This is a genomic window from Alkalicoccus chagannorensis DSM 18086 (assembly GCF_000429725.1).
Classification (GTDB): domain Bacteria; phylum Bacillota; class Bacilli; order Bacillales; family Salisediminibacteriaceae; genus Alkalicoccus; species Alkalicoccus chagannorensis.
In genome coordinates, this window is record NZ_AUCK01000029.1 from 1 (window position 1) to 16,298 (window position 16,298).

Consider the following 16,298-nt stretch of genomic DNA (forward strand, 5'->3'; position numbering starts at 1 on the left):
CTTTAGAATGGAAAAGCGCCCTGGCCACCTGGTTGTATGAACGGAGAACCAAGGGCTATTTATCAAACCTAAATTTTGGTTAATCAACAGACGTGCATTCGTCAAGCAATCCCAAAAGAAAAAGGATGTGGTCAACAATGGCTCACGTTAAGATTTTCGATACTACCCTGCGCGACGGCGAACAGTCGCCCGGCGTCAACCTGAACCTGCCGGAAAAGCTGGAGATCGCCAAGCAGCTGGAACGACTCGGTGTAGATGTCATGGAGGCAGGTTTCCCTGCCTCCTCCCAGGGTGATTTTGAGAGCGTCAGGGAAATTGCCAATACGATTCGAAGCTGCTCTGTTACCGGGCTCGCTCGTGCGGTAAAGTCGGATATCGACACCGCCTATGAAGCGTTGAAAGACGGAGCAGACCCGAGAATTCACGTCTTCATTGCCACCTCCCCGATCCACATGGAGTACAAACTGTTAAAAACACAGGTTCAGGTAATAGAGAAAGCAGTGGAAATGGTCACGTACGCGAAAACCAAGTTTGATAAGATCGAATGGTCCGCTGAAGATGCGTCCCGCTCCGACTGGGATTTTCTTACCCAGATTATTGAAAAGGTGATCGATGCCGGTGCCACTGTCATCAACCTGCCGGATACGGTCGGGTACACGACGCCGCAGGAATACGGCCGCATGTTCAAGTATATTAAGGAAAATGTTCCGAATATTGAAAAAGCGGATCTTTCTGCTCACTGCCATGACGACCTGGGCATGGCTCTTGCAAACTCGATTGCAGCAGTGGAAAACGGCGCGACCCAAATCGAAGGAACAATCAACGGCATCGGAGAAAGAGCAGGCAACGCGGCCCTCGAAGAACTCGCCGTCGCGCTGAAAATCCGGGAAGATGTCTATGAAGGTCGCACCGGCCTCGTGCTGAAAGAAATTAAACGTACCAGCGATCTTGTCAGTAAGCTGACCGGCATGCACGTTCCAAGGAACAAAGCCGTTGTCGGCCAGAACGCCTTCGCTCATGAATCCGGCATCCATCAGGACGGCGTACTGAAAAACGCCCAGACGTATGAAATCATTACGCCTGAAATGGTCGGCGTCCAGTCGAATAACCTGGTGATGGGGAAACATTCCGGAAAACATGCCTTTAAAGATAAGCTGCAGAACCTCGGTTATGAACTGAGCGAAGAAAAGCTGCTCGAAGCGTTCACGGAATTCAAAAAACTGACGGATCGAAAAAAGGAAGTCACAGACGATGACCTCTTTACAATTCTGACAGAAATTCAGACACAGACCGTAGACGTGAAAAAATACGAACTCAGTGGATTCCAAGTAGAATACGGTTCCGCCCAGGTTCCGACAGCCACTGTACAGCTGACGAAACCGGACGGCACGGAAATCGAAGAATCTGCCGAAGGCCAAGGGGCTGTTGAAGCACTGTTCAATACGCTGGATTCCATGATTGAGGAAGATGTGCATATTACGGACTTTCAGCTGAACTCCATCGGAAGCGGCCGGGATGCCCTTGCACAATCCCACGTGAAGCTGACCGTAGATGGAACGGAATTCAATGGACGCGGCTCTTCTCAGGACGTCCTGGAAGCTGCCGTCAAAGCATTTTTAAACGCTGTAAACCGAGGTTTTTATTATCAGGCACCGGTACAGGCACAGGGAGTTTCATCCTGATCCTCACAAGCTGAGGGTCCTCCCCCCGCCGCCGGTGCATATCACGAAGGAGGAAATCGTATGAAAAAACATATTGTGATGATGCCTGGTGACGGTATCGGACCTGAAGTTACTGCATCGGCACAGCAGGTACTGGAAGCCGTAGCAGAAGAATTTTCCCATCGTTTTACGTTCGAAGAACAACCCATCGGCGGCACCGCTGTCGATAATCATGGAAGTCCGCTTCCAGCGTCTACTACGGAAGCCTGCAAAGCAGCAGATGCTGTCTTTCTCGGAGCGGTCGGCGGTCCAAAATGGGACCAGAATCCAGCCCATCTCCGACCGGAGCGCGGCCTGCTTGATATCCGCAAAAATCTGGAGCTGTTTGCAAATCTCCGTCCGGTCAAAGGGTTCTCCAGCCTTCTACATGCTTCCCCGCTCAAAGAGGAAGTCGTACAGAACAGTGATTTCATGATCATCCGCGAACTGACCGGTGGACTGTATTTCGGAGAACCGAAAGAACGGCGTAACAACGGGAATTCTGTCGTCGATACGCTTGCGTACGACCGGCATGAAATCGAGCGGATTGTCCGCCGCGGTTTTGAAGCCGCCCGCCTGCGCCGGGGTCATCTCACTTCTGTGGATAAAGCGAACGTGCTGGAGTCCAGCCGCCTCTGGCGCGAAATTGTAGAGGAGATGAAGTCGGAGTATCCGGATGTCACTGTTGAGCATGAACTGGTGGATGCAGCGGCGATGAAGCTCATCACCAACCCATCGCATTTTGATGTCATCGTAACGGAAAACATGTTCGGAGATATTCTCTCGGACGAAGCATCCGTCATCACTGGCTCACTCGGCATGCTCCCTTCCGCGAGCCTCAACGAGGAAGCATTCGGACTGTATGAGCCGGTACACGGGTCTGCACCCGATATCGCGGGACAGGGGAAAGCAAATCCGATTGCTTCTATCCTGTCCACAGCGCTGATGCTGCGCCACTCCTTCGGTATGGACCAGGAGGCCCAGCGGATCGAATCTGCTGTTTCGCAGGCTGTCGAACAAGGCTATCACACCGCTGATGTCAATATACCTGACGGTCAGGTAGTCAATACGAAAGAATTAACGGAACGCATCATTGATTTAATGAAAGCCGACAGTACAACGACCAACATCATGAATTGTTACGTGTAAGGAGGAATCAGACGTGGGCAGACCGCAGACAATCGTAGAGAAAATATGGGACACGCACGTGATCCATCAGGAAGAAAACAAGCCGGACCTGTTGTATATCGATCTGCACCTGGTCCACGAAGTGACTTCGCCGCAGGCTTTTGAAGGCCTGCGTATGAAGAACAGAAAGGTGCGCCGTCCGGATCGCACGTTTGCCACGATGGATCATAACGTACCGACCATTGCCAGACATTTTATCAGTGATCCGGTATCACGCAAGCAGATGGAGACGCTTTATGACAACTGTCAGGAGTTCGACATTCCACTTGCGGATATCAACCACCCGGACCAGGGCATCGTCCACGTCATCGGCCCGCAGCTCGGGCTGACGCAGCCTGGTAAAACCATCGTATGTGGAGACAGTCATACGTCCACGCACGGTGCGTTCGGTGCTCTTGCCTTTGGTATCGGCACGAGTGAAGTGGAACATGTGCTGGCAGCTCAGTCGATCTGGCAGGCACGACCGAAAACCATGAATGTCAAAGTAAACGGACGCCTCTCCCCTTCCGTAACAGCGAAAGACCTGATTCTTGCCATCATCGGTAAATTCGGTGTCCGCTTCGGCACCGGTTATGTGCTGGAATTCACCGGAGAAGCGATCGAAAACCTGACCATGGAAGAACGGATGACGATCTGCAACATGTCCATTGAAGCAGGCGCACGGGCAGGACTCATCAGCCCGGACGATACAACCGTCGAATTTCTGAGAGGACGCCGCCATGCTCCAGAAGGAGCGGCCTTTGAGGAAGCGGCCGCCTCCTGGAAGGCCCTGGCCACAGATGACGGTGCTGCTTACGATGCCGTGGTGTCCATTGACGCTGAAGAAGTGGAGCCTCAGGTGACATGGGGGATCAACCCCGGCATGTGCCTTCCTGTCAGCGGAACCGTCCCTTCCCCCGCCCAGGCAGAAACCGATGCCGAACGGGAAGAGATTGAGCGCGCACTCGACTACATGGGGCTCGAAGCAGGTCAGGCGATTACCTCGGTGCCGATCCAGCATGTGTTTATCGGCTCCTGTACAAACTCACGTCTGAGTGACCTTGAACGTGCCGCAGAAGTAATCAGAGGGCAGCAGGTCCACGAAGACGTCAGGGCTCTAGTTGTACCTGGTTCACAGACAGTGAAACAGCAGGCGGAAGAAAAAGGCATCGATAAAATTTTCACGGACGCAGGATTTGAATGGCGGGAAGCCGGCTGCAGCATGTGTCTCGCCATGAACGATGATGTGGTGCCGCCCGGAGAACGATGTGCATCCACATCGAACCGCAATTTCGAGGGACGCCAGGGAAATGGCGCACGCACTCACCTCGTAGCACCGGAAATGGCTGCAGCCGCAGCCGTGGAGGGGCGATTCACCGATGTTCGTAAATTTCAACAGACGCCGGTATAAGAACAGGAGGATGGACACGCATGGAACCAATTCAACAGCATGAAGGCCTGGTATACCCGATAAACAGATCCAATATTGATACCGATCAGATCATTCCTAAGCAGTTTCTGAAACGTATCGAACGCCAGGGCTTCGGTCAATTTCTCTTTTACAACTGGCGTTTTCACGATGACGGCACGCCGAGAGAAGACTTTTCGCTGAACAATCCTGTCTACGAAGCGGCTTCTATTCTTGTAGCAGGTGAGAATTTCGGCTGCGGCTCTTCGCGTGAGCATGCCCCGTGGGCCCTGCAGGATTTCGGCTTCCGCGTCATCATTGCTCCAAGCTTCGCCGATATCTTTTACAACAACTGTTCCAAAAACGGCATTCTCCCGATTGCCCTGAAGCAGGAAGAAGTAGAAGCCATTATGACAGCAGCCGAGAGCAGTTCCTATCACCTGACTGCGGATCTTGAAGCACAGCGTGTATACGATAACCAAGGATTTGAAGCGTCCTTCGATATCACTTCGTATATGAGAGAGATGCTGCTGAACGGATGGGATGAGATATCCGTGACGCTGACGCATGAAGATAAAATAAGCCAATTCGAAGCAGCCCGCGGCTGATCGAGTCTTGACTCACTGAGTGAACCTCGTTTCACTTCCGCAGCGCTGCCGGTATCTCTATTCCTTGGACGGAGATTCTTATCACAAGAGGAAAGAGGCCCTCCCCACTATTGGGTGAGGGCCTTTCGTATTCAGTGCTGATTGCTTCCCGAGACAAGCGTCAGCCAAAGGTATCGGGTTCTAAAATACATGTTGGTGTTAAGGTGCATTTCCGTAGCATCTTTTCTTCCGTTTCAGGCGGACGCTTGCTAAGGGGCGCTGCCCTCCACTCTCCTCGCGTTGCGAGGAGGATGTTCGGACGGCGCTTGATCCCTCTGGCGTCGCCGCCCTTCCCTACTGAAAAGGTTTCGTTTTGTTTTTCTTTTTGGCTTTGTTAAAGCCTAGTGTTGTTATAACAAAAGTACGCCTGCGGCTCTTTTTTCTTCGCTTGCCGCGGAGACATCCTTCCGCTCTCCCTCCCTTACGTCCGGAAGGATCTTCACGCTTTCTTTATCCGCAGGCGTCTCGAAAAATAGCCTGGGCTTGCTCCGTTTAATAAAAGTTTCTTTCAGAAGGACGCAGCGAAGACCGGCGGACACCTGTGGAAGAAGGAGATCGGAAGATCCCGCAGGGCGTAAGACCGAGGAAGCTGGAGATTTCCTCCACGGCAAGCCTGCCGAGTTGCAGCGGCGTTTTCTGTCATTATCAACAATAAACGATAACAAAGCCTTCTTTTTAAAGAGAATCCTAAGTGCGCCCTTTGAAAAACGTCTGAGCATTCCTGAGCCTGTTCAACATGTGAATGAGAACCAGGTATCGTTGCCGCAGGTGCCCGCTGAAGATCCTTCTTCTGGGCGGCAGGCTAATGAGAAACAGCAGAGAAGCACCATCTACAGCTTGTTCTTCGTCCATCGAACACTTTCGTCCTTGTTCTCCGGTTCTGCTCTGCAGCGACGGCTGCTCCGGAACAGACTCTAACGCCCGGCACGCCTGTGCAGCCACACATTCACATGTTACCCTTTCCTCTCCTGCAAAAAAGAACACCTTCAGGTTCAGCTGGAGCAATCAGGGACTGACCCTCATTTCATGGAGCACAGCAGGAATCGTCTCGTTATGCCAATCCGATGATTGGACCGCCTACCTGCAGTGATGCTGATCTATATGGAAAGTTCCTCAGCAGCTGAACCGCTCTGCATCCATCCACTTCCGCCCTCTTTTCACTCCCTCCTCTATCTAGTATAATGAGGTGTTGAACAAAAACGGACTGAATAGAAAGAAGGATGCAGGATGGAGAACCTCCCACGTAAGACTTTTGCGATCATTTCCCACCCGGACGCAGGTAAGACAACCCTGACGGAGAAAGTGCTGCTGCTCGGCGGCGGCATCCGCAGCGCAGGAACGGTAAAGGGAAAGAAGTCCGGCAAGTATGCCACATCCGACTGGATGGAAATTGAGAAACAGCGCGGCATCTCTGTAACCTCGAGTGTGATGCAGCTTCATTATGATGAGACACAGATCAATATTCTTGATACACCCGGACACCAGGACTTCAGTGAGGATACGTACCGTACGTTAACCGCAGTGGACACGGCGGTGATGGTCATCGATTCCGTAAAAGGAATTGAGGCGCAGACGATGAAACTGTTTAAGGTCTGCCGGATGCGCGGCATTCCCATTTTGACCTTCATCAATAAACTGGACCGCGAAGGCCGGGAGCCGCTGGATCTGCTGGAAGAAATAGAAGAAACCCTGGAGATGGAAACAGTGCCGATGAACTGGCCTGTCGGCACCGGAAAACGACTCAAAGGTATATACAGCCTTCAGGATCAAACGCTGGAAGAATTCAACGAAGAGGCGGATACCCGCACCGTCGTACCAATCGACCAGGCAGTTTCGCTGGAGGATTATGAAAGAGAGACGCTGGACGAGGAAGTGATGCTCCTATCCGAAGCAGGCAATACATTCTCCCGTGACAAAGTTCATCGTGGTGAACAAACCCCTGTCTTTTTCGGAAGTGCTCTCGCCAACTTCGGCGTGCAGTCCTTTCTGGATCATTTCGTTAACCTGGCTGCAGATCCACAGCCGCGCCGTGCTTCCGGAGAATTCATTGAACCGGGATCCGACAAATTCACTGGCTTTATCTTTAAAATCCAGGCAAACATGAACCCGAACCACCGCGACCGTATCGCTTTTCTGCGGGTATGCTCCGGGCAGTTCGACCGCGGGATGGAAGTGAAGCTGAGCCGAACCGGCAAAAAATTAAAGCTGAATCAGTCCTCCTCCTTCTTTGCCTCGGACCGGGAGACTGTTGAATCAGCAAAACCAGGTGATATCGTCGGTCTGTATGATTCCGGAAGCTTCCAAGTCGGTGATACACTCTGTACGGGAAGCGAACTCGTGCAGTATGAAGAAATGCCGCAGTTCCCACCAGAGAAATTCGCAAAAGTGACAGCCAAGAATGCGCTGAAGCACAAGCAGTACCATAAAGGGATGGATCAGCTCGTACAGGAAGGTACCATTCAACTGTATAAAACCCCTTACTTCGAAGACTATATTGTCGGGGCGGTTGGAGAACTCCAGTTCCAAGTGTTTGAACACCGGATGAAAAACGAATATCATGTTGACCTTGAATTCCAGCATATGACCCATGAATTGGCCCGATGGGTTGTAGAAGGAAACGTCGGAGACAACATGACCGACAGCAGAAAAATGCTTGTCCATGACCAGCAGAAGCGGCCGGTCATTCTCTTTGAAAACGACTTTGCTCTGCGCTGGTTCCAGGATAAACATCCGGACGTCAAGCTGGCTACAGGATGGGACATTATCGAATAAGCATCCGCCTGCATCCGGCTCGATCCCGCCAACCCGCAGCCACGGAGGACCTTATGGCCGGAACGGCGTTGGACATCCGGGTCCTCAAGGAAAGCGCAGATGCTGTTTTCGTTCCTTTCAGCAGAGGAAGCCGTCCCCTCTCTCAATGAGAACGGAAACATCTTTATCTATGCAAAAAACACGCCGGACTTCGTTCCGGCGTGTTTTTTGCATAGAGAGATCTCATGCTATCGGATAAGGACGCAGACGCTGCGTACATGACAGGTCATCAGAGGCGGAAAACGGCTGTACTGACGACAGGACCTTCTACGATACTGGTTTGACGGTCAACGGCGGGTGCTTCTTTTTTCCTGTTCCATCACATGACCGGCATTTTACCGACCAGCCTTTCACTAACCCGCTGCGCTTCCGCCTCCCTCTTCCCTGGCAGTCTCTGCACACGTATAATATGGCCATGTGATCCTCCTTTCAAGCTGTTTTCTCTATTGTACAAAATATTCAGATATTTTAAAAGCATTTCAGCCTATATTTTCTGAGAGATTTTCTACGGATGGTGGTTTTCAGCAGGAAAAAGGAAGGAATAGGAGAAGGTAGTACGAAGAAATAAAGGAGGGATTCGGTTGCGCGATGTGATAGAACAATTGAAAGAAGTGGTCATGGCGATCCTTCCTCTTGCAGTGGTGATCATCATTCTTCAATATACGCTGATTGGACTGCCGCCGGACATCTTTCTCCGCTTTATTATCGGCGTCATCATGGTTGGATTCGGCCTTTTTCTCTTTCTCGTCGGGGTACATATCGGCCTGCTCCCTATTGGAGAGATGATCGGATCCGCCCTGCCGAAAACGAAAAAAGTGTGGCTGATTCTAGGAACCGGTTTTGTGCTCGGTGTCGTCGTGACCATTGCAGAACCGGATGTCAGGGTGCTCGCCTCTCAGATTGACGATGTTTCCGGAGGAGATATTTCCAATCTCGTGCTGATTTACTCCGTAGCTCTCGGTGTTGGATTTTTCGTGTTGACCGCCATGGCAAGGACGGTGTTTAATATACCGTTGAAGTACCTGCTTGTCGGCGGCTATTCGCTCGTCTTTCTGATGGCACTGGTGACACCGGCTAACTATGTTCCCATCTCGTTTGACGCCGGCGGTGTAACCACCGGTCCGATGACGGTGCCGTTTATTCTCGCTCTCGGCGTAGGCGTAGCCTCTGTCCTCCGGGGGAAATCCTCTACGAGTGATGGATTCGGGCTCGTTGCCCTTGCCTCCATTGGTCCGATTCTGGCCGTGATGGTGCTGGGGGTGATTTACGGATGATTGGGATCATGACAGAAGATATTGGTCATGTCATTTATGAAGTGGCTATGGCCGTCATTCCGCTGCTCTTGTTTTTTCTCGTATTTCAGTTCTTTTTTCTAAAACTGGAAAAAGAGAAGCTGCTCAACATTTTTGTCGGCCTGCTTTTCACTTTTGCGGGGCTGGTCCTTTTTCTCCAGGGAGTGGAAGTCGGTTTCTTCCCGGCAGGCGAAGCCATCGGAGAAATACTTGGTGAAAGGGAAAACACGATGATCATGCTGCCCGCCCTCGGTTTTTTATTCGGACTCGTAGCAACCTTTGCTGAGCCCGCAATCCGCATCCTCAATCACGAGGTCGAAAAAGTGACGGCCGGCTCGATCTCCAAAAACGTCATGCTCATTACGCTTTCTCTCGGTGTCGGAGGGGCTATTGCCCTGTCTTTATTCCGGATCACGGCAGGTTTTCCTCTTTGGTACCTGATTCTTCCAGGATATATTCTCGCTTTTGCGCTTGTCTTCATCTCCAGCGACCGGTTTATTTCCATCGCTTTTGATGCCGGGGGTGTAGCTACAGGTCCAATGACCGTCACCTTCATTATGGCTATCAATGTCGGTGTCGCTTCCGTCACTGAAGGCAGAGATCCGCTGCTCGATGGGTTCGGGATGATCGCTCTTGTCGCATTGACGCCCATACTGGCAGTACTCATACTCGGCTTGATTTTTCAGAGAAAGGAGCGGATGGACGCGTGAAACAGCTTCGCAGGGATCATAAACTGGTTGTGACGATTGTAAAAAAAGGCCGCGCTAAAAAAGTGATGAAAGCGGCAAAAGACGCCGGGTCAGAAGGTGGTACAATTCTGCTCGGATCCGGTGTCGGGATTCATGAGAAGAAAAAAATATTCGGGATCGACGCCCTTCACGAGAAAGAACTCGTTCTGAATCTCGTTCCGGAGGACATTCTCCCCGGACTTCTTGTACAAGTACAGAATCGAGCCCGACTGCACGAACCCGGCATGGGCATCGGTTTCATCATCGATATCAAAAAGACCATCGGCATAGCTCATATGACGTATGAAGAAAATGAGGAGGTGCTGGAAGACATGACAGATAACCTGTCCCACCGAGGATTCGATTTAATCATTACGATTGTGAACAAAGGAGACGCAGGCAAGGTCATCGATGCTTCGAATAGAGGCGGTGCAGAAGGCGGCACGGTCATGAACGGGCGCGGCTCCGGTATTCATGAAAAAGCGAAATTATTCTCTATTCAAATCGAACCGGAAAAAGATGTCGTTTTAACGTTGATCAAGCGGGAGAAAACGCGGGATGTATTAAAAGCGATTGAAGAAGACGCCCACATTAATGAACCCGGACGCGGCATCTCGTTTGTGCTGCCGGTAGAGGAAACCGTCGGGATTCACCACCTGCTGGAAGAAGAGAAGCAGGAATAGCACCCACCAGCCTTGCGAACACGCAGCATACAACAAGGGCCGTCTCGGATGATCGAGACGGCCCTTCTCTATCGTGTGACAGCTGCTGCCCTCTTTGGGTGATACGTACCTCCCCCTGCACAATCAGCACTCTCCGCTGGGATAGCTGCAGATGGATGACGGATGGCAGCGCCGGCTGCCAATCAGCTCATGACCTTCCCACTCTGCTTCCGCTTCCGGCGGTAGTCTACATTCATCAGCTGATCCAGCTCCTGAGAGAGGCGGACCGCTTCGTTTGAAGTAAAGCCATACTTCTGCGCATACTCCATCATCTTTCTGCGCTTGGATTCCAATTCTTCTGATATATGATTGGTCCGCCTCATGATTCCTCACCTTTTCCCTCACCAGGATCGTACTGTAATAAGCGTATCATACCATATTTCTTTTCATAATTACCAGGTAATGGAGACATCAAAATAATGACAATTTGTCATACGAGGTGCATGCCGGTCAATGACAGAACCTGAGATAGACGAGGAGCCCGCCTCGGACTGATGAGACGGGCTCCAGCAGCTCTGCTGCGGGCTGTACCTCTATAATTGATTGACGCGTTCGATTACCTGCTCTTTGACGAGTTTCAGCTTTTCAGCCGCTTTGTCAGCAGTTTGATCCTGCACGCCGAAGTATATTTTAATCTTTGGTTCCGTGCCGGAAGGGCGCAGGCAGTACCAGGAGCCATCCCGCAGAAACATTTTGAGGACATTCGATGGAGGAAGCGCTATTGCTTCATCCGCTCTCCCGTCCATGAATGTTCTTGTTCGACGCTGATAGTCTTCGACAAAAGCGACATCCCCCGGAAGTTCCCCTTGAAGCACGTTGTCGCGGAACACATTCATCATGCGCTGGATCTTCTCAGCTCCCTCTTTCCCTTTGAACGTATAAGATGCGAGATCTTCATAGTACCATCCGTACGTATCGTAAAGCTCCAGCAGTCCTTCGTACAAGGTCTGTCCCCGGGAACGGTAATAAGCTGCCATCTCTGCAGCAAGCAGCCCGGGCTGAATAGCATCCTTATCTCGTGCGAATGGCTCAATCAAATACCCGTAGCTCTCTTCATAACCAAACAAAAAGGTGTGAGACCCGTCTTCTTCAAACTGACGTATTTTTTCACCAATGAATTTAAATCCGGTCAATACATCCATAGACGTGATACCGAACGATTCCGCAATGGTTCTTCCGAGCTCGGATGTCACGATTGTTTTGATCGAAATCCCATTGTCCGGCAGGATACCTGCTTCTTTTTTCTTCATAAGAAGATAGTGGAGCAGCAGGGCTCCGGTCTGGTTCCCGGACAGCACGGTGTAGGAACCATGATTATCTTTCACAACGAGTCCGATTCGGTCGGCGTCTGGATCGGTTGCGATCAGCAGATCGGCATCTTTCTCTCTGCCAAGTTCCATGGCAAGTTCGAAAGCAGCTGGTTCTTCCGGGTTCGGCGAGGCGACCGTCGGAAATTCACTGTCTTCCTCTGCCTGCTCCGGTACGGTGAAGACCTGTTCAAAGCCGGCTTCGCGAAGTCCTCGTTCCATCGGATCTTTCGCTGTTCCATGCAGTGGTGTAAAAACAATCGGCATGGACGCGCCGTATTCTTTGATCAGCGACCGGTCGGTGATCACTTTTTGCAGCTGTTTGGCATACGCATCGTCAATGTCTTCCAGCACCCAGTGCAGCAGTCCTTCCGCTTCCAGTTTTGCTGCCTCTGCGGTCTCGACCGTCAGTTCATCTTCGACCGCATCCACCATGCTGATCAGGCGGTCGGCGTCTTCCGGTATCATCTGGGCTCCATCGTCCCCATACGCTTTAAATCCATTGTACTCCGGCGGGTTGTGACTGGCCGTGATCATCACGCCGGCTGCTGTGTTTAGTTCACGTACGGCAAAGGAGAGAACCGGAGTCGGCCGCAGCTTTTTGAATACATAGCTTTTGACGCCGCAGGCTCCGAGCGTACAGGCTGCTTCCAGCGCAAACGCTTTGGACATGCGACGGTTATCGTAGGAAATGACAACACCAGCTTCTGCTGCTCCATGTCCCTGGGCAATAACATAGTCAGCAAGTCCCTTCGCTGCCTTACGGATCGTGTAGATGTTCATGCGGTTAGTACCGGGACCGATTTCTCCGCGCATGCCCCCTGTACCGAATTCGAGCGTTTTGTAAAAACTGTCCTCCATCAGTACGGGCTGATTCTGCAGAAGGGTCAGCTCCTCACGGATGTTTTCCTCCAGCTGATCATACTGCTCCCATCTTTTTGCTTCCTTTTCCCACGCCATATGCAGAACCCCTTCCAGTAAACTTTTTTCCTTTCTACTTTAAGTTATACGGAAACACGGCTCTTTCGTAAAGGAATTCTGTTAATTTTTTTCTTTCGTTTCCACCGGATGGCTGGAGTAGTACAGCTCCTCTTCGAGTACGCTGATATGCTCATCCAGTTCCTGCTGCGTCCAGCCGAAACGATGCTTCATATATTTCAGGACGCCGTCTTTGTTCTGCTGCACGCCGTGGATGTCGAAGAACAGCATGCTCGAGCGTCTGTTAAAGAAATCAATCGGAGCATACACCATTTCTTCTTCGATACCATACACGAGAGCGGCATAAAGTCCGGCCGGCAGTCCATAGTTTTTGGCCTCTTCCCCCTGGGTCTCCAGAATCTCAAAAATACGGTATACGTTGGATCCGTAGTGGTTGGCAAGGCGCTCGGACTGCTCTACGGTCAGTCCGAGACGGACGCCGTATTCAGAAGCCCGCTGCACGAAGGAAGGCAGTGCGTCTGATCCACCGACATCGCCGCCGGAGAGGACGATTTTGTTGGTCGTGCACTTCTTCTTGATGCCCTCCTCTTTCACGATGCGGTCGACGATACGTTCTGCCATTTTTCGGTAACCTGTCAGCTTTCCTCCTGCAATGGAAATCAGACCGGAATCGGACACGAACGTTTCGTCTTTACGGGAGATTTCCGAAGCGCTTTTGCCCTCTTCATGGATCAGCGGACGCAGCCCAGTCCAACTCGATTCGACGTCTTCACGCTTGATCTTCATAGTCGGGAACATATGATTGGAAGCCCGCACCAGATAATCGAGGTCTGCTTCTGTCATTCTCGGCGTCGAAATCTCGCCCATGTAATGAGTGTCTGTTGTGCCGACGTACGTTTTATTGTCCCGAGGAATCGCAAATACCATGCGGCCGTCATCGGTATCAAAGTAAACAGCCTGCTTCAACGGGAATTTCGCCTGATCAAAGACGATGTGAACCCCTTTGGTCAAGTAAAGGTACTTCCCCTGCTTCGACTTATCTTTTTCCCGCAGGTCATCGACCCATGGTCCAGCTGCGTTGACGACGTGCTTCGCTCGGATATCGTGCATTTCCCCGGTACGGCGGTCCTGGATACGAGCCCCGATTACTTTCCCGTCTTCGTAAAGCAGGTTTTCCGCTTTCGCATAGTTGACGGCCTGCACATCTCTATTTACTGCCTCTTTTAAAATTTCCAGCGTCAGGCGGGCATCATCCGTTTTGTACTCGACGTAATAGCCGCCACCCTTCAAGCCATCTTCCCGGAGAAGCGGTTCCTTTTCCATGGTCTCCTGCTTGTTCAGCATTTTACGCTTTTCGCTTCGTCTCACTCCAGCCAGCGTATCGTACGTTTTCAGACCGACAGACGTTGCGAGCTTGCCGTACGTTCCGCCTTTGACAATCGGCAGAAGCATCCATTCCGGCTTCGTTACGTGCGGTGCGTTCTCATAAACAATCGCACGTTCCTGCCCTGTTTCTTTCACGATTTTAAATTCCAGCTGCTTCAGGTACCGCAGTCCCCCGTGTACAAGCTTCGTGGATCGGCTGGACGTGCCTGCAGCGTAGTCCTGCATTTCCACCAGTCCGGTCTTCAATCCTCTGGAAGCAGCATCAAGTGCAATGCCTGCGCCGGTGATACCTCCTCCAATGACGAGGACATCCAGTTCCTGTTGACTCATGTTCTTCAAATAAACTTCTCGCTGTAATCCGGAAAATGGTTTTGCCATGCTCCAACATCCTTTCTCTGCATAATGACGTTGCTCTTCCTCTTATTTCTCTACCCTTTCTCCTGATACGTTATGCATAAAGAGAAGGGATGACCTTCAGCCGGATAAAAAAAGAGACCGCAGCTGAAGGCACACGAATGGCGTGCTCTTTGAGCTGCGGTCTCTCATCATCTCCAGACCGATCATTAATTTAATACCATTGTAACACAATTCAGTCTGAAGACAAAGGCGCCCGAGCGCCTTTTTTCCTACCGCTTGAATGCCATCGTCGCATGAACAGCTGTCTTCCATCCGTCGTACAGATCTTTTCTTTCTTCATCAGCCATGTTCGGATGGAAGGATTTTTCAACACTCCACTGCTTTGCTACTTCTTCTCTGCTCTCCCAGAATCCCACGGCGAGTCCGGCCAGGTATGCTGCACCAAGCGCTGTTGTCTCCTGCACCTGTGGGCGGTCCACTTCGTTGCCGAGAATATCACTCTGGAACTGCATGAGGAAGTCGTTGGCTACTGCCCCTCCATCAACACGGAGTTTCTTTAATTCGATGCCGGAGTCTGCTTCCATAGCATCGAGAACATCTCGTGTCTGGTAAGCAAGGGATTCCAGCGTCGCTCGGACAAAATGTTCTTTCTCTGTCCCGCGTGTAATGCCGAATACAGCGCCACGGACATCACTATCCCAGTACGGTGTTCCCAGTCCGACAAACGCCGGTACAACATAGACACCGTCCGTCGACGATACCGAACTTGCCAGTGCTTCTGTTTCCGGAGCTGATTCGATCAGGCGGAGACCGTCACGCAGCCATTGAACAGCTGAACCTGCTACGAAGATACTGCCTTCCAGTGCATACTCGACTTTACCGTCAAGTCCCCAGGCAATCGTTGTCAGCAGCCCGTGCGTCGATTTCACCGGCTCTTCACCGGTGTTCATCAGCATAAAGCAGCCTGTGCCGTACGTGTTCTTCGCAAGTCCCTTTTCGAAACACGTCTGGCCGAACAGAGCGGCCTGCTGGTCCCCTGCAGCACCGGCGATCGGGATTTCTTCCCCGAAGAAGTGATAATCAACCGTGTGGGCGTATACTTCAGAAGAAGGCTTTACTTCCGGCAGCATCGATGCCGGCACACCAAGAATATCCAACAGTTCCTCATCCCACTTCAGATCATAGATGTTATACATCAGGGAGCGGGACGCGTTGGAATAGTCCGTGACGTGTGCTTTGCCTCCCGACATCTTCCAAATAAGCCATGTATCGATCGTTCCGAAAAGAAGATCGCCGTTCTCGGCTTTTTCACGGGCACCATCCACATTATCGAGAATCCACTTTACTTTCGTACCGGAAAAATAGGCATCGATGAGAAGGCCTGTCTTGTCGCGGAAAAGATCGTTGTATCCTTTCTCCCGCAGATCCTGGCAGATGCCGTCTGTCTGGCGCGACTGCCATACCAGCGCATTGTAAACCGGACGGCCGGTATGTTTGTCCCACACCACGGTTGTTTCCCGCTGGTTCGTGATACCGATCGCTGAAATCTCACTGGCTTCAATGCCCTGATTCATGATGACTTCCGCCATGACGCCCAAGATCGATGACCAGATTTCGTTGGCGTTATGCTCCACCCAGCTCGGCTTTGGAAAGTACTGCTTAAATTCCTTTTGAGCTGTATCGACGATTTCACCTGCTTTGTTAAATAGAATCGCCCTCGAGCTTGTCGTCCCCTGGTCCAGTGCAAGAATGTAGTTTTTAGCCATATTCTCATCTCCTCCTTTGTCTGATAAGAGCCGCAGAACGGCTTTTTTCTCTTTGTCTTACCCTGCTG

At 51.4% G+C, this 16,298-nt stretch carries 12 protein-coding genes; 8 read left to right on the forward strand and 4 right to left on the reverse strand.

The window, feature by feature from the left end; genetic code table 11:
* The first annotated feature begins 137 nt into the window (after positions 1-137).
* From G477_RS0112740 to G477_RS0112785, 8 genes are all read left to right on the forward strand, one after another.
* On the forward strand, positions 138-1,682 hold the full coding sequence (locus G477_RS0112740) for a 2-isopropylmalate synthase (RefSeq protein WP_026698274.1): 1,545 nt from the start codon (positions 138-140) through the stop codon (positions 1,680-1,682).
* Positions 1,683-1,742: 60 nt separating this feature from the next.
* Positions 1,743-2,849 carry a 3-isopropylmalate dehydrogenase gene (leuB, locus tag G477_RS0112745; protein WP_026698275.1) on the forward strand — a complete coding sequence of 369 codons (1,107 nt, stop codon included), beginning with the start codon at positions 1,743-1,745 and terminating at the stop codon, positions 2,847-2,849.
* Positions 2,850-2,862: 13 nt separating this feature from the next.
* Positions 2,863-4,278, forward strand: coding sequence for a 3-isopropylmalate dehydratase large subunit (gene leuC / locus G477_RS0112750; protein ID WP_026698276.1), 1,416 nt, complete (start codon positions 2,863-2,865; stop codon positions 4,276-4,278).
* Positions 4,279-4,298: 20 nt separating this feature from the next.
* On the forward strand, positions 4,299-4,883 hold the full coding sequence (gene leuD / locus G477_RS0112755; RefSeq protein ID WP_026698277.1) for a 3-isopropylmalate dehydratase small subunit: 585 nt from the start codon (positions 4,299-4,301) through the stop codon (positions 4,881-4,883).
* A 1,266-nt stretch (positions 4,884-6,149) separates the two neighbouring features.
* A complete protein-coding gene (locus tag G477_RS0112765) occupies positions 6,150-7,694 on the forward strand; it encodes a peptide chain release factor 3 (protein ID WP_026698279.1) in 1,545 nt (514 codons plus the stop codon).
* Between the two features lie 620 nt (positions 7,695-8,314).
* On the forward strand, positions 8,315-9,007 hold the full coding sequence (locus G477_RS0112775) for a DUF1538 domain-containing protein (protein ID WP_026698280.1): 693 nt from the start codon (positions 8,315-8,317) through the stop codon (positions 9,005-9,007).
* Positions 9,004-9,735 carry a DUF1538 domain-containing protein gene (locus G477_RS0112780; protein ID WP_026698281.1) on the forward strand — a complete coding sequence of 244 codons (732 nt, stop codon included), beginning with the start codon at positions 9,004-9,006 and terminating at the stop codon, positions 9,733-9,735. Before G477_RS0112775 ends, G477_RS0112780 begins: the two co-directional genes overlap by 4 nt.
* Complete coding sequence (locus tag G477_RS0112785; RefSeq protein ID WP_026698282.1) at positions 9,732-10,436, forward strand: P-II family nitrogen regulator; 705 nt, start codon at positions 9,732-9,734, stop codon at positions 10,434-10,436. Before G477_RS0112780 ends, G477_RS0112785 begins: the two co-directional genes overlap by 4 nt.
* A 182-nt stretch (positions 10,437-10,618) precedes the next feature.
* Here G477_RS0112785 and G477_RS19620 read toward each other — a convergent pair whose 3' ends face one another.
* The 4 genes from G477_RS19620 to glpK all read right to left on the reverse strand — a co-directional run bounded on the left by G477_RS19620 (position 10,619) and on the right by glpK (position 16,230).
* Positions 10,619-10,798: an aspartyl-phosphate phosphatase Spo0E family protein gene (locus tag G477_RS19620; RefSeq protein WP_035212024.1), complete on the reverse strand. Its 180-nt coding sequence runs from the start codon at positions 10,796-10,798 to the stop codon at positions 10,619-10,621.
* A gap of 210 nt (positions 10,799-11,008) precedes the next feature.
* Positions 11,009-12,742, reverse strand: coding sequence for a phospho-sugar mutase (locus G477_RS0112795; protein ID WP_026698283.1), 1,734 nt, complete (start codon positions 12,740-12,742; stop codon positions 11,009-11,011).
* A gap of 81 nt (positions 12,743-12,823) precedes the next feature.
* Positions 12,824-14,485, reverse strand: coding sequence for a glycerol-3-phosphate dehydrogenase/oxidase (locus G477_RS0112800; RefSeq protein WP_026698284.1), 1,662 nt, complete (start codon positions 14,483-14,485; stop codon positions 12,824-12,826).
* Positions 14,486-14,733: 248 nt separating this feature from the next.
* On the reverse strand, positions 14,734-16,230 hold the full coding sequence (glpK, locus tag G477_RS0112805) for a glycerol kinase GlpK (protein WP_026698285.1): 1,497 nt from the start codon (positions 16,228-16,230) through the stop codon (positions 14,734-14,736).
* Between the last annotated feature and the right edge of the window lie 68 nt (positions 16,231-16,298).

Coding starts and splice junctions, on each gene's coding strand:
- G477_RS0112780 (WP_026698281.1), top strand. CDS start 9,004: ATGATTGGGATCATGACAGAAGATATTGGTCATGTCATTTATGAAGTG.
- G477_RS0112740 (WP_026698274.1), top strand. CDS start 138: ATGGCTCACGTTAAGATTTTCGATACTACCCTGCGCGACGGCGAACAG.
- leuB (WP_026698275.1), top strand. CDS start 1,743: ATGAAAAAACATATTGTGATGATGCCTGGTGACGGTATCGGACCTGAA.
- glpK (WP_026698285.1), bottom strand. CDS start 16,230: ATGGCTAAAAACTACATTCTTGCACTGGACCAGGGGACGACAAGCTCG.
- G477_RS0112800 (WP_026698284.1), bottom strand. CDS start 14,485: ATGGCAAAACCATTTTCCGGATTACAGCGAGAAGTTTATTTGAAGAAC.
- G477_RS19620 (WP_035212024.1), bottom strand. CDS start 10,798: ATGAGGCGGACCAATCATATATCAGAAGAATTGGAATCCAAGCGCAGA.
- G477_RS0112795 (WP_026698283.1), bottom strand. CDS start 12,742: ATGGCGTGGGAAAAGGAAGCAAAAAGATGGGAGCAGTATGATCAGCTG.
- leuD (WP_026698277.1), top strand. CDS start 4,299: ATGGAACCAATTCAACAGCATGAAGGCCTGGTATACCCGATAAACAGA.
- G477_RS0112765 (WP_026698279.1), top strand. CDS start 6,150: ATGGAGAACCTCCCACGTAAGACTTTTGCGATCATTTCCCACCCGGAC.